The 14,148-nt window shown below is 33.7% G+C and carries 10 protein-coding genes; 6 read left to right on the forward strand and 4 right to left on the reverse strand.

Annotated features, from left to right (window positions below):
* Positions 1-11 precede the first annotated feature (11 nt).
* The 6 genes from J3U16_RS02540 to J3U16_RS02565 all read left to right on the forward strand — a co-directional run bounded on the left by J3U16_RS02540 (position 12) and on the right by J3U16_RS02565 (position 8,821).
* Positions 12-1,277, forward strand: a complete 1,266-nt coding sequence (locus tag J3U16_RS02540) for an MFS transporter (protein WP_220225663.1) — start codon at positions 12-14, stop codon at positions 1,275-1,277.
* Between the two features lie 76 nt (positions 1,278-1,353).
* Positions 1,354-2,766, forward strand: coding sequence for a glucuronate isomerase (gene uxaC, locus J3U16_RS02545; RefSeq protein WP_065734722.1), 1,413 nt, complete (start codon positions 1,354-1,356; stop codon positions 2,764-2,766).
* Between the two features lie 48 nt (positions 2,767-2,814).
* On the forward strand, positions 2,815-4,278 hold the full coding sequence (locus tag J3U16_RS02550) for a tagaturonate reductase (protein WP_267342468.1): 1,464 nt from the start codon (positions 2,815-2,817) through the stop codon (positions 4,276-4,278).
* 13 nt (positions 4,279-4,291) lie between these two features.
* The gene (locus tag J3U16_RS02555) at positions 4,292-5,791 is read left to right on the forward strand and encodes a UxaA family hydrolase (RefSeq protein WP_065734743.1); all 1,500 of its coding nucleotides are present in this window, start codon (positions 4,292-4,294) and stop codon (positions 5,789-5,791) included.
* A gap of 90 nt (positions 5,792-5,881) precedes the next feature.
* A complete protein-coding gene (locus J3U16_RS02560; protein WP_267342469.1) occupies positions 5,882-7,396 on the forward strand; it encodes an MFS transporter in 1,515 nt (504 codons plus the stop codon).
* 99 nt (positions 7,397-7,495) lie between these two features.
* A complete protein-coding gene (locus tag J3U16_RS02565) occupies positions 7,496-8,821 on the forward strand; it encodes a glycoside hydrolase family 28 protein (protein ID WP_267342470.1) in 1,326 nt (441 codons plus the stop codon).
* Positions 8,822-8,988: 167 nt separating this feature from the next.
* On the opposite strand, the gene J3U16_RS02570 is transcribed toward J3U16_RS02565, so the two are convergent.
* The 4 genes from J3U16_RS02570 to J3U16_RS02585 form a co-directional block, all read right to left on the reverse strand.
* Entirely contained in the window at positions 8,989-10,506 is a 1,518-nt protein-coding gene (locus J3U16_RS02570; protein ID WP_267342471.1) for a UxaA family hydrolase, read from the reverse strand.
* Positions 10,507-10,575: 69 nt separating this feature from the next.
* Positions 10,576-11,592: a zinc-binding alcohol dehydrogenase family protein gene (locus tag J3U16_RS02575; protein WP_065734742.1), complete on the reverse strand. Its 1,017-nt coding sequence runs from the start codon at positions 11,590-11,592 to the stop codon at positions 10,576-10,578.
* A gap of 27 nt (positions 11,593-11,619) precedes the next feature.
* Complete coding sequence (locus J3U16_RS02580) at positions 11,620-13,059, reverse strand: tagaturonate reductase (RefSeq protein WP_267330435.1); 1,440 nt, start codon at positions 13,057-13,059, stop codon at positions 11,620-11,622.
* Positions 13,060-13,171: 112 nt separating this feature from the next.
* Entirely contained in the window at positions 13,172-14,089 is a 918-nt protein-coding gene (locus tag J3U16_RS02585; protein ID WP_267342473.1) for a GntR family transcriptional regulator, read from the reverse strand.
* Positions 14,090-14,148: the final 59 nt, after the last annotated feature.

Here is a 14,148-nt window from a genome sequence, read left to right on the forward strand (position 1 = left end):
AGCAATTAAAGATGTACAAAACGATAAAAAACCTACGATGGTATATGATAGCATTAGTCACTGTAGGGACAATTCTTGGTTATCTTACGCGAAATTCGATAGCGGTAGCCGCCCCAGTTCTTAATGAAGTAATGGGATTAACAACGCAGCAATATTCATATGTGGTAGCTTCTTATTCAGCTTGTTATACCATTATGCAACCAGTTGCCGGATATATTTTGGACTTGTTAGGCACGAGAGCGGGATATGCGGTTTTTGCTATTTTGTGGTCAGTATTTTGTGTTAGTACCGCATTTTCAGGTAGTTGGATCGGACTGGCTTTTGCTCGAGGTGCTGTTGGTGCAACAGAAGCAGCAATGATCCCTGCGGGACTTAAAGCGACTAGTGAATGGTTCCCGGCAAAAGAAAGGTCGATCGCGGTTGGTTGGTTTAATTTAGGTTCATCAGTGGGGGCCATGATCGCACCACCATTAGTTGCATGGGCAATTTGGTTCCATAGCTGGCAATGGGCATTTATATTGTGTGGTTTATTAAGTTTTATTTGGGGAATTTTTTGGTTAATCCTTTATCGCCATCCTACAAAACAGAAACGTCTCTCTGAAGAAGAGAAAAAATATATTTTATCTGGTCAAGAAGCAAGTCATCAAACTTCAAATAATGAAAAATTACCAGCGAGTAAAATTTTAACCAGCCGCCGTTTTTGGGGAATTGCTTTACCAAGATTTTTAGCAGAGCCTGCATGGGGTACCTTTAATGCGTGGATTCCATTATTCATGTTCACAGCTTATGGTTTTGATTTGAAACAAATCGCTATTTTTGCTTGGATGCCAATGCTTTTTGCTGATGTTGGATGTGTTCTTGGTGGTTATATGTCACCATTTTTCCAAAAACATTTTAAAGTAAGCTTAATTAATTCAAGAAAAATGGTAGTGACGGTTGGTGGTGTGCTTATGATTGCACCTGGTCTGATAGGTCTATTTTCAAGTCCTTATGTTGCTATCTTTTTATTCTGTATTGGTGGTTTTGCTCACCAAGCATTATCAGGAGCATTAATTACTTTATCGTCTGATGTATTTGGCCGTAATGAAGTGGCAACAGCGAATGGATTTACCGGCATGGCTGCATGGCTAGCTAGTACTATTTTTGCACTTATTGTTGGTGCACTTGCTGATACTGTTGGCTTTAGTCCTTTATTTGTAATTTTATCTTGTTTAGATCTTTTAGCTGCCTTAGCGGTTTGGACTATTTTGAAAGAACCAACATCAGATCAAAATTAATCAATAAATTAATAAGATTACAGGATGTATTTTCCTGTAATCTTTTAATAGTTAACTACTATTTATGGAGAATAAAATGAGTTTTTTAACTGAAAACTTTTTACTAGATACCGAATTTTCTCGTCAGCTTTATCATGATTTTGCTGCTGATCAGCCAATTTTTGATTATCACTGCCATTTACCACCGGAACAAATTGCTAAAGATTATCAATTCAAGAATTTATACGATATTTGGTTAAAAGGTGATCATTATAAATGGCGTGCAATGCGTACCAATGGTGTTGCCGAAAAATTCTGTACTGGTACTGATATTAGTGATTTAGACAAATTCAAGGCTTGGGCAGAAACTGTTCCTCATACTATTGGTAATCCTTTATATCATTGGACTCATTTAGAGCTTCGTCGTCCTTTCGGTATTGATAACGTTCTATTATCTCCTTCTACAGCAGAGCAAATTTGGAATACTTGTAATGAGATGTTAGCGACTCCAGAGTTTACAGCTCGTAGCATCATGAAAAAAATGAATGTTAAGATGGCAGGTACAACAGATGATCCTATTGATGATTTAGCTCATCATAAAACTATTGCAGAAGATAGTTCATTTGATGTTAAAGTTTTACCAAGCTGGCGTCCAGATAAAGCATTCAATATTGATTCAGAATTCTTTGCGGCATATATGGAAAAACTTTCTGCAGTAGCCGATGTTGAAATTTCATCATTCCAAGCGCTTTGTCAGGCTTTATCAAAACGTATGGATCATTTTGCTGCTCATGGTTGTAAGATTTCTGACCATGCATTAGATACAGTTGTTTATGAAGAAGCTACTGAAAAAGAGTTAGATACCATTTTAACTAAACGTTTATCTGGCGAAGTTTTAACCGCTAAAGAAGTTGCTCAATTTAAAACTGCTGTACTTATTTTCTTAGGTGTTGAATACAACAAACGTGAATGGGTTCAACAATATCATATAGGTGCATTGCGTAATAATAATTCAAGAATGTTTAATTTAATGGGGCCTGATGTTGGGTTCGATTCTATTAATGATTCACCTATTGCTCAACCACTTTCTCGTCTATTAGATGCTCAAGCAAAACAAGATGCATTGCCAAAAACGATTTTGTATTGTTTAAACCCTTCTGATAATGAAATTCTTGGTACGATGATTGGTAACTTCCAAGGAGCAGGTATTCAAGGAAAAATGCAATTTGGTTCAGGCTGGTGGTTTAATGATCAAAAAGACGGCATGATTCGTCAAATGACACAGCTTGCTCAACTTGGATTATTAAGCCGTTTTGTTGGTATGTTAACCGATAGTCGTAGTTTCTTATCTTACACTCGCCATGAATATTTTAGACGTATTTTATGTCGAATGATTGGACGTTGGGTTGAAGATGGCGAAGCACCACGTGATATCCAATTATTAGGTCAAATGGTTAAAAATATTAGTTTTGATAATGCTAAAAACTATTTTGGTATTGAACTAAGCTAAAAAGCATTAAGTCGTTGTGATTAGATTAATTAAAGAAGAGTTAGAGTAATGAAAACATTAAACAGAAATGATTTTCCGGGTGCAAAATATACGACACGTGTTGTTCAGTTTGGCGAAGGTAATTTTTTACGTGCATTTTTAGATTGGCAGTTAGATATTCTTAATGAAAAAACTGATCTTGATGCTGGTATTGTTGTGGTTCGTCCGTTAAATACGGACTTCCCACCATCATTAAGTATTCAAGATGGGTTGTATACAACGCTTGTTCGTGGTTTGAATGAACAAAATGAAGCAGTGAAAGAGTTTAGATTGATTCGTTCAGTTAATAACGAAATCAATGTATATACTCAATATGATGAATATCTTGAGTTAGCTAAAGATCCGAATATTCAGTTTATTTTTTCAAATACTACCGAAGCTGGCATTAGTTATGTTGAAAGTGACAAATTAACAGATAAACCTGCAACGAGTTATCCAGCAAAATTGACTGCATTTTTATATGAAAGATTTGTTCACTTTGCCGGCAGTAAAGAAAGTGGTTTGATTATTATTCCTTGTGAATTAATTGATTATAACGGCGATGCACTTAAAAAATTAGTACTTAAATATGCGAATCAGTGGAACTTGTCAGACCAATTTATCAATTGGCTTGAAAATGATAATTTATTCTGCTCAACTTTAGTAGATAGAATTGTTCCAGGATACCCAAAAGCACAAATCGCTGAGCTTGAGACTGAATTAGGTTATAAAGATAACTTTATTGATTCAGCGGAATATTTTTATCTATTTGTTATTCAAGGACCGCAATGGCTAGCTGAAAAATTATGCCTTGATAAATGCAATATGAACATCAAAATTGTTGATGATATTAAACCGTATAAAGAGCGTAAAGTAGCTATTTTAAATGGCGCTCATACTGCATTAGTTCCTGTTGCTTATTTATCAGGTATTGATACTGTTGGCGAATCAATGAATGACGCTCAGATTTTATCTTATATAAAAGAAACCATTTTTGATGAAATTATCCCTGTTTTAGATTTACCTCATCAAGAATTGGTTGATTTTGCTCAATCAGTTATTAGTCGTTTTAAAAATCCATTTATTGAACATCAGTTGATGTCAATTGCTTTAAATAGTATGACTAAGTTTAAAACACGTATTCTTCCTCAATTAATTAATTATCAGAAAGAAAAAGGAACATTGCCTAAACATTTGGTGTTCTCTTTTGCTGCATTGATCGCATTTTATCGTGGTGTGCGTAATGGACAAAGTTATTCGTTACAAGATGATGCAATCTGGTTAGAACGCTTCAGTAATAGTTGGGCAGCCATTGCAGAAGGGAAAAGCTCATTAGAGGATTTAATCAAAGTTGTTTTAGGTGACACGGCTCATTGGGAGCATGATCTATTAACTATTCCTCAATTAGCGCAAACGTTAACACAATATTTAACCGTCATAACCGAAGAGGGAATGCGTCAAGCAATTGAAAAATGTGTTAATGGTAGCAAATAACATGAGTGATTCAATGGTTAAATATATAAAAATAAACAATAAAGATAATGTCGGTGTGGCATTATCTGATTTAGAAGCACATGAAGAAAATATCGTCGTTGATGGACAGATAATTGATCTAAAAGATCCTATTAAACAAGGGCATAAATTTGCCCTTATCGATATTGAGCAAGATGAAAATATTATTAAATATGGCTTACCAATTGGTCATGCTACTCGCTTAATTAAAGCTGGAGAGCATATTCATTCTCATAATTTAAAAACCAATTTAAGTGATATTAATGATTACAAATATCAACCTACGTTATCGAAAAATGATCTGTTACATGAGATTGCCGATAAGGAAGTACAAATTTATCGACGTAAAAATGGTGAAGTTGGTATTCGTAATGAACTCTGGATTATTCCAACTGTAACTTGTATAAACGGGATAGCAGAACAAATTGTTAAACAGTTTTGTGATGAGTTAAATAATCAATTAGAAATTGATGGTATAACTGTACTTGAACATCCTTATGGCTGCTCTCAGCTTGGACAAGATCATCAAAATACTAAGACAATTTTACAAAATTTAGTTAAACATCCTAATGCTGGTGCTGTATTGGTCATCGGACTTGGTTGTGAAAATAATCAGGTTTCAGAATTTAAGGCTAGTTTAGGTGAATATGATGAATCTCGAGTTAGATTTTTAATCGCTCAGCAAGAAACCGATGAAGTTGAATCAGCATTGGTTCATTTAAGAGAACTTTATGCCATTATGAAGCAGGATAAACGTGAAGTAGGGCATTTAAGTGAATTGAAATTTGGATTGGAGTGTGGTGGTTCTGATGGTTTTTCAGGTATTACAGCTAATCCAATGCTTGGTCTGTTTTCTGATTATGTTATTGCTCATGGTGGAACAAGTGTTCTTACTGAAGTACCAGAAATGTTTGGTGCTGAGAACATTTTGATGTCACATTGTATTGATGAGTCGACTTTCGACAAGACTGTACACATGATCAATGATTTTAAACAATATTTTATTTCAAATAATCAACCAATCTATGAAAACCCTTCTCCTGGGAATAAGGCTGGTGGCATTACAACTTTAGAGGAAAAATCTTTAGGTTGTACGCAAAAAGCGGGTGGTAGTGAAGTTATTGATGTTCTTAAATACGGTGAAATGTTAACTAGACATGGATTAAATTTACTAAGCGCACCTGGTAATGATGCAGTAGCTACTGGAGCTTTATCAGCAGCTGGATGTCATATGGTGCTTTTCACCACAGGAAGAGGCACTCCATACGGCGGCATTGTGCCAACAGTCAAAATTGCGACTAATACACAATTAGCTGATAAGAAAGCCAATTGGATCGATTTTAATGCCGGTAAACTTATACAAGGAGTTTCTATGCAATCTTTGTTGATAGAGTTTATTGACTATATCGTTCTTATTGCTAGCGGGAAAAAAACTCGTAACGAAATTAACAACTTTAGAAATTTAGCCATTTTGAAAAGTGGCGTAACTCTATAGATAAAAATCCAAGAATAAATATCCACGTCATTAAGTCCTTCGGGACTTGATGCGAGGGATCGTTTTTTTTAAATATTATAGGTATCTTTTATGAGTAAGGAAAAAAAGAATAAAATTACATGGTTAGTAAGATTTTCTTATGGCAGTGGTAATTTAATTGGTAGTGGTGCATTAGCAATTAGTGGTGCTTGGCTTCTCTATTTTTATACCACTTTTTGTGGATTAAGTGTGGTGCAAGCTGCGTTGATTTTTTCCATCGCTACTTATTTGGATGTCATACTGAATCCATTGATGGGCTTTATTACAGATAATTTCTATCAAACTAAAATAGGGCAACGCTTTGGGCGACGTCGATTTTTTATTTTGATTGGTATTCCGTTAATGGTCATTTATCCTATGTTATGGGTTGATGGTATGGGATTTTGGTATTACTTAGTAACATATATTTTATTTGAGATTATTTATACCAGCATCATGATTCCATTTAATACGTTACCTGTAGAAATGACATCTAACTTTTCAGAACGTACTTATTTAACTGGTTCAAAAGCAATGTTTGGTAAAGTAGCTAATTTCTTAGGTGCGGCAATACCAGGCGTATTCTTTTATTTCTATAGTAAGGAATCAGCAACCCCATTTTTATTAACTGGGATCACATATGCCTCTATCATGATGTTAGCTTTGATTTTGCTTTATTGTAATAGTTGGGAAAAACCTAAAGAAGAAGTAAAAGATGAATCTGTACATAGCTTTTTTGAGGCAATTAAAAAGCTTTTTATCGATATCTTGTCAACATTCCGTGTTAAAACTTTTAGAACGCATTTAGGAATGTATCTATTTGGATTTGGTGCTGAATGGTTATTTACAGCGGTATTTACCTATTTCATCGTATTTAGTTTAGGTGAACCTCGTTCATTTGTTGCTTCAATGAATTCATTAAGTAGTATTTGTCAGTTGATTTCAACCGCATTTTTTATGATGTATTGTGCTAAGAAGGGCTTCAAAAAACCATTTATTATCGCATTACTCATCGTTATTTCATCGATGATTGGTTATGTCGGTATTTATTACTTTAATCTGCCTCATATCACTTGGATTGTAGTGGGTATTACAATTTGGTTTGGTTTGGGTACTGGTGGTGTTTACTATATTCCTTGGAGTGTATATGTATTCTTAGCTGATGTAGATGAGGTTGTAACTAATCGACGTCGTGAAGGGGTATATGCAGGAGCTATGACCATGGCAGGTAAACTAGTTCGCGCTTCAATTGTTTTTGTGCTTGGTATGATATTAAGTGCTTATGGCTTTGAATCGAAATCACATATACAGCCACAAAGCGCAATTGATGCTATTAATGGTATTATTTTATACGGCGTTGTAGGAATGGCATTAATTGGGGCATTTTTTGCTTGGAGAATGAAGCTCGATCACTCTACCCATTCTATTATTATCAATGAAGTTGCCCGCATTCGACAAGGTGGCAAAATGGAAGATGTTACGCCTGAAACACGAAAAGTGGTTGAGGAATTATCTGGCATCGCTTACGAAAAATGTTTTGGTAATAATAACATTGGATTTAAGCAAAAAGAGACCACAACTAATTAAAGAAAAATATTTATCAGGATCAGTATGCTGATCCTGTAACCTAAAGCTGCAAACATTAAAGTAAATTAAAAGGTTTGTAATAATATAAAGGATAAACTCATGACGACTGTATCTGTAACAGATTTTGGCGCTATTGGTGACGGAAAATCAATAAATACTCAAGCTTTTGAAAAAGCAATTCAACATATTGATCAACTAGGTGGTGGAACGTTAATTGTTCCTGTTGGTACCTATTTTACTGGGGCAATTAAGCTTTGTAGCAACATAACGCTTGTTATTGAGCAAGGGGCGACTTTATTATTTTCTGATGATGCTAAAGATTATCCTGTTGTTAATTCTCGTTGGGAAGGGGTTAAGCAGGATGTGTATATGCCTTGTATATATGGCCAACATATTGAAAATGTGGTTATAACTGGAAATGGTAAAATTGATGGTAATGGTCAAAAATGGTGGCATACATTCCGTCATGATCGAAGCAATCTTAAATATCCAAGACCTTATTTAATTGGTTTTGATTTTTGTGAACGAGTTACGATTGAAAAAGTTTTTCTAACTCAATCACCTAGCTGGACTGTTCATCCGATGGAATCAAATAATGTCGTTGTCGATAATATTTCAATTCTTAATCCAGCTGATTCTCCGAATACCGATGGTATTAACCCTGAATCATGTCGTAATGTGAGAATTTCAAATTGTTATATTGATGTTGGCGATGATTGTATTGCAATAAAAGCAGGCACTGAAGAAACAGCCGAAAAAAGTCCATGTGAGAATATTTTAATTACTAATTGTAATATGATTCATGGTCATGGTGCGGTGGTTCTTGGTAGTGAGATGAGTGGTTGCATCCGTAATGTAACTATTACAAATTGTGTATTCCAAAAAACCGATCGAGGTGTAAGATTCAAAACTCGTCGAGGTCGAGGAGGAACTATTTCTGATATCACATTTAGTAATATTGTAATGGATGAAGTTTTATCGGCATTTGTTATGAACTACTATTATTATTGTGGTCCAAAAGGAAATGATCCAATTGTTTGGAATAAAGATGCTCTACCCGTTAATGAGTTTACACCAGCATGCCACAATATTAGCTTTTCGAACATTATTGCTAAAAATGTTCGTGCTTATGCCGGCTTTTTATATGGTATTCCAGAATCTCCTATTTCTAATATCTCTTTTGATAATATCCGTGTTTCAATGCAACAAAATGCCCAAGCAGGCGAGGTTGATATGTTTAAAGATGTCAAACCGGAGGCTGGTAAAGGGTTCTTTATTGAGAATGCGAATAGTATTTTGTTTAATAATGTGATTATTGATAATGTACTAAGTGATCCACTTTGTACTAAAAATAGTAATGACGTGCATGTAACACAATCTTTTGTTAAACAAAATGGTCAATTATTTGGACTTAAAACTGAATAATGTGTTTGAAAATAACCGCTAAGTAGCGGTTATTTTTTATTGATGAATATTAATTCAATATGACCTTATTTTATACATTACTTTGATAAGAAAAAATTATTTTTATCAAAATGTTGTTATATTTTATGATTATTTTATTTTTCCAAATTTGGACTTTTCAAGAAAAATTATTCAGTTACTCCATTTTTAAATATTGATAGGTCACGAAATTCATTTATTTCATTACAGGTTTGTTTACCGTTTGCAAGCTGCACAATTAAATTAATAAATTGCTCTAAAAGTTTCTCCATCGGTGTTCCATTAACTAATTGCCCCGCATCAAAATCGATCCAGTGTTTCTTTTTTTGGGCAAGTGTTGAGTTAGTTGAAATTTTTACAGTTGGTACAACGCCACCATATGGAGTGCCTCTTCCGGTTGAAAATAACACCATTTGACAACCAGCAGCAGCTAATGCACCTGTAGCAACTGCGTCATTCCCCGGAGCTGATAATAAATTTAAACCTGATTTTTGGAGTCTTTCACCATATTCTAATACATCAATAACATTACTATTACCTGCTTTTTGGGTGCAGCCCAATGATTTGTCTTCAAGTGTTGTAATTCCTCCTGCTTTATTACCTGGAGAAGGATTTTCGTAAATAGGTTGATTATATGTCATAAAATATCTTTTAAAATTGTTAACCATATTTACTGTTTTTTCAAAAATTTGTGAATTAATACAATGAGACATTAGGATTGTTTCTGCTCCAAACATTTCGGGAACTTCGGTTAAAACGCTAGTTCCGCCATTGGCAATTACATAATCAGAAAACTTGCCTAATAATGGGTTTGCTGTGATGCCAGATAATCCATCGGATCCCCCACACTCAAGTCCAAATTTAAGTTCACTAAGCTTACCTGTTTGGCGACGATCTAATTTCATTACTTGATATATTTCGAGTAAATACTTCACACCTTGTTGAATCTCATCTTCCACTTCTTGTGAAATCATAAAACGGACTCGCTCATGATCATATTCACCAAGGCTTTCTTTAAATGCTGAGAGTTGATTATTTTCACATCCTAAACCAATAACTAATACTCCACCAGCATTAGGATGTTTGACCATATCTTGTAATATAGTTTTAGTTGTTTGATGATCTGCTCCTAATTGCGAACAACCATAGGGATGTGAAAGTAGATGGACACCATCAAAAAAAGCGTGATCTAACTCAATGTCTTTCGCTATTTCTGATAAAAATCGTTTACGAATTTGTTCCGCGATACCATTAACGCAACTAACGGTTGGGATAATCCAAAGTTCATTACGAATACCAACATCACCATTTTTTCGGCGATAAAGATTCACATCTCTATCCGGTAGTGATGATGAAATATGACTAGCAACAGGTTCATATTGATACTCATCAAGCTCACCAAGATTGGTTTTAACATTATGAGTATGTACGTGTTCACCAACTTGAATAGCTTGCGATGCATGACCAATGGGAAAACCATATTTAATGATGTTTTCACCTTGTAAAATCGGTTTAATCGCTATTTTATGACCTGAAGGAATTTCTTGTAAAACAGTAATTTGTTGATTATCTTTTAATAGCTCACTATTTATTTTATCGCCTGGGTATAATGTTTCTAATGCAATAATAACATTATCGTTACCATTGATTTTAATTATTTTTTTCATGAACTCTTTCCTAAAAATACACTTTCCGCTACTTGTTAGTAGCGGAATAATTGAGAGATAATTATTTAGTTAACCTATCTTTATTACTGATTTAAGTCGATTACTTGGATCATCTCGCATTTCTTTAAAAGCATTTTCGGCATTATTCAATTCGTATATGTCGGTAATGATTTTTTTAACATCACATTTTCCAGAACTAACTAAATCAATCAATTCGATAAAGTCTTTTTTTAGTGCATTACGTGAACCAAAAATATCTAACTCTTTAGTTTGAATTTGTGTAAAAGCAAAATCTAATTTTTGTTTACTTACTCCAACTAGACCTACACGACCACGGTAAGCTGCTGCATCAATACAATTTTGGAAAGTTTGTGGTAATCCAACGCATTCGATACAAACATCAAAACCATCACCTTGGGTAATCTCTTTTACTCTTTCTTCAAAATTCTCTTTATCTGTTCTGATAACACCTTTTGCACCTAATGATAATGCTTTATCTAATCTTGATTGCATGACGTCACTTACATATACGTCAGCCTCTTTTAATACTGCAGCCATGACAGCAAATAAACCAATAGGTCCGGCACCAACGACTAATACTTTATCGCCTTTTTTTACTGACGTTCGTTGAATTGAATGATAGCTAATACAAAATGGTTCAATCATTGATAGCGTTAATGCATCTAATCCTTTACCATCATAAATACGTTCAATTGGCATACTATAATATTCTCTGAAAATACCATCACGTTGTGCGCCAAGAGTTTGATTGCCAGTACAGCAGTTAACAAAACCGCGTCGACAAGAATAACATTTACCACAGTTAAAATAAGGATTGGCGGTAACAATCATTCCTTTTTTGATACCGTAATCATTTTCATCTATTTCAACCACTTCGGCTGAAAATTCATGACCAGGGATTCGTGGATAGCTTGCATAAAGAAAAGTTCCTTTATACGTTCCCATGTCAGAACCGCAAATACCACCATATAATACTTTTAGGATTGCTTCACCTTTTTGTAAGGTTGGTTTTTCCATTTCTTTGACTTCAACTTTTCCTGGTTCTGGAATAACAATATATTTCATTTTAGTCATATGTTTGACTCCTGCTGTTTAGTTGTTTGGAATATAATTTTTAATATCTTGAGCTAAAATGTTTTCCAGATTTTTAGTCACTAAATCAGTTAATCCGGTAACATTATTGAGATCTTGTCCCCAATGATCAGTCATTTTTAATACGTTAGAGACGAGTGTTTTTACGTCGTTTTGATAAAGTGGTTGCCACTCTTTAAACTTCTCTAGTAAATGAGCATCATCAGTTAATGAAATAGCTTGACCTTGGTATTGGCCACGATAAAAAGCAATAAGAGCAGCTAAGGAAAACGAAATATACTTTGGTGGTTTGTTAAATCGTTGACTATATGTTAGTAATTGTGGCAGTAGTCGAGTTTTAAATTTTGTTAATGAATTTAATGAAATTGACATTAACTCGTGTTTAATGAATGGATTTCTAAAGCGTTTTAAAACCTCATCGGCAAATTGTACTAATTGTTCTTTGTCTAAAGATAAAGTTGGAATCACCTCTTGATTAATTAAATTTTTAACGAATGTTTCAATCTGCGGATCATCCATGCTTTCGCCAACGGTTTTCAACCCAGCAAGGTAAGCAACAGGCACCATCGCAGTATGAGCACCATTTAAAATACCTACTTTTCTTTCTTTATAAGGTTTAATATCATCAACAACTAAAATATTTAGGTCGACTTGATCTAATTTTAATTTCTGTTTTAACCATTGTGGACCTTGAATAACAAACAGATAAAAATACTCAGCTGTATCTAAAAAACGATCTTGATAACCAAGTTGTTGTTCAAGTTGTATTGCTTCATCTTTTGGATAGCCTGTCACAATACGGTCAACTAAAGTTGAGCAAAAGGTATTACACTCATTGATCCATATTGTAAAATCATGATCTAATTGCCATAATTTAGCATATTCCAGAACCAATTCTTTTAGTTTTTCTCCATTATAATCAATAAGTTCACATGGAATGATAATCAAGCCTTTATCTTTTTGGCCTTTAAAAAATTTAAAACGATGGTGTAAAAAACAGGTTAATTTTGCAGGAAAAGTTGCTGGAGGTAGATCTGTAGCTTTATCTTTATCACTAAATGCAATACCTGCTTCAGTAGTATTTGAAAAAATAAATTCCAACTCAGGATTTTCAGCACAAGCTAAATAGGATTGATAGTCTTGATATATTAGTATTTCTCGATTAACCGAATAAATAATTCGCGGTGTAGCAATTGTGCAACCTTGTTCATTCAGCCCCCGAATAATAGTCGTGTAAAGCCCATCTTGTTCATTGATAGATGGTTGATGTGTATCAATAGGTCTAACAATAGTAACACCACTATTGAAATTTGTTTTTTCATTTAGATTATCAATAATCCAATCTATAAATGCTCTTAAAAAATTTCCTTCACCAAATTGAAGTATTTTTTCAGGGTAAATTGGACCAGGAAAGTTGGATCTATTTAATTGTTTTGTCATATGATTGTTCTCTTTAATTATTGGTAGTAAGTAAAGAGAACTATAGAAGAAGATAAAAAGTAGTATGTTTTTTTTTTGTAGTTTCGTGTTGAATATATAATTTTTTTGTTTTTTATCTGTTTTTTATTTCTAATGCGCGTCCAATTGACTCTTGCATTGACCTTTTAGCTGTATTTAAATGACGACACAACGCTGCAATGGCGAGTGGTTCGTTTTTTTGTAGAATTGCAGTTAATATTGCAATATGTTCTGATACAGCAATACTGTTTCTTTCTTTAAGATCACTACTGTCCCACTGGTAATGGAAATGAAATATAACGGAAATTAAATCAAATGATTGTAAAAAAAAACGATTTTCTTTACACGATAAAATGAGTTCATGGAAATCACGGTCAAGTGTTGAAAAAAGTTTATATTCATCTTGTATATTTTGTTGAAGAATTTTGTGCCGTTGTAGTAACTCTCGTGCTTTTATCCAATTAATATGATTGTCAGATTGGGCCATAAATGCTTTTAGTGCAAAAATTTCTAAAACACTTCTAAATTCATATAGTTTTTCGGCATAGTTTTTATCGAATGTAGCTAACTCCCATTCTCCTTTTTTAACATTATCAATAAGTCCATAATGTAAAAAACGTAGTAGAAACTCACGAACCACAATGGGACTAACGTTAATTTCTTTTGCGAGTTGAATTTCATTAAAATGATCACCTGGTAATAATTTTTTGCTATTAATTAAGTGGTAAAAATAAGTTTCAACTTTTTTATCTTGTATAGATCTTTTTTCGAAAATACAGGCAATTTTATCCTTTTGCGTTGGTTCACGTGCTAAATGGTATTGATTATTATCAAACAGTAAAATGCCTATTTGACATAAATAGTTTAATACTGCGCGAATGGTTGTTCGACTAACATTGAAAGCTTCTGCTAGAATTGAAATAGAAGGTAAAGGAAAAGATAATATATTATTGTTGATGCAATCAATAAATTGATTAATAGTATTTTGTCTTAATGTTTGACTTCTACTCATCTTACGTTTCTCAGTAATTTAATTATAACAAACTAACTTGTTGAAAATTCTATCAAAGT

This window comes from Gilliamella sp. B3023 (assembly GCF_026536845.1).
GTDB classification, from domain to species: domain Bacteria; phylum Pseudomonadota; class Gammaproteobacteria; order Enterobacterales; family Orbaceae; genus Gilliamella; species Gilliamella apicola_E.

What these genes read in the sequence shown, in the direction of transcription:
- J3U16_RS02540 (WP_220225663.1), top strand. Translation starts at nt 12, where the DNA reads ATGTACAAAACGATAAAAAACCTACGATGGTATATGATAGCATTAGTC.
- uxaC (WP_065734722.1), top strand. Translation starts at nt 1,354, where the DNA reads ATGAGTTTTTTAACTGAAAACTTTTTACTAGATACCGAATTTTCTCGT.
- J3U16_RS02550 (WP_267342468.1), top strand. Translation starts at nt 2,815, where the DNA reads ATGAAAACATTAAACAGAAATGATTTTCCGGGTGCAAAATATACGACA.
- J3U16_RS02555 (WP_065734743.1), top strand. Translation starts at nt 4,292, where the DNA reads ATGGTTAAATATATAAAAATAAACAATAAAGATAATGTCGGTGTGGCA.
- J3U16_RS02560 (WP_267342469.1), top strand. Translation starts at nt 5,882, where the DNA reads ATGAGTAAGGAAAAAAAGAATAAAATTACATGGTTAGTAAGATTTTCT.
- J3U16_RS02565 (WP_267342470.1), top strand. Translation starts at nt 7,496, where the DNA reads ATGACGACTGTATCTGTAACAGATTTTGGCGCTATTGGTGACGGAAAA.
- J3U16_RS02570 (WP_267342471.1), bottom strand. Translation starts at nt 10,506, where the DNA reads ATGAAAAAAATAATTAAAATCAATGGTAACGATAATGTTATTATTGCA.
- J3U16_RS02575 (WP_065734742.1), bottom strand. Translation starts at nt 11,592, where the DNA reads ATGAAATATATTGTTATTCCAGAACCAGGAAAAGTTGAAGTCAAAGAA.
- J3U16_RS02580 (WP_267330435.1), bottom strand. Translation starts at nt 13,059, where the DNA reads ATGACAAAACAATTAAATAGATCCAACTTTCCTGGTCCAATTTACCCT.
- J3U16_RS02585 (WP_267342473.1), bottom strand. Translation starts at nt 14,089, where the DNA reads ATGAGTAGAAGTCAAACATTAAGACAAAATACTATTAATCAATTTATT.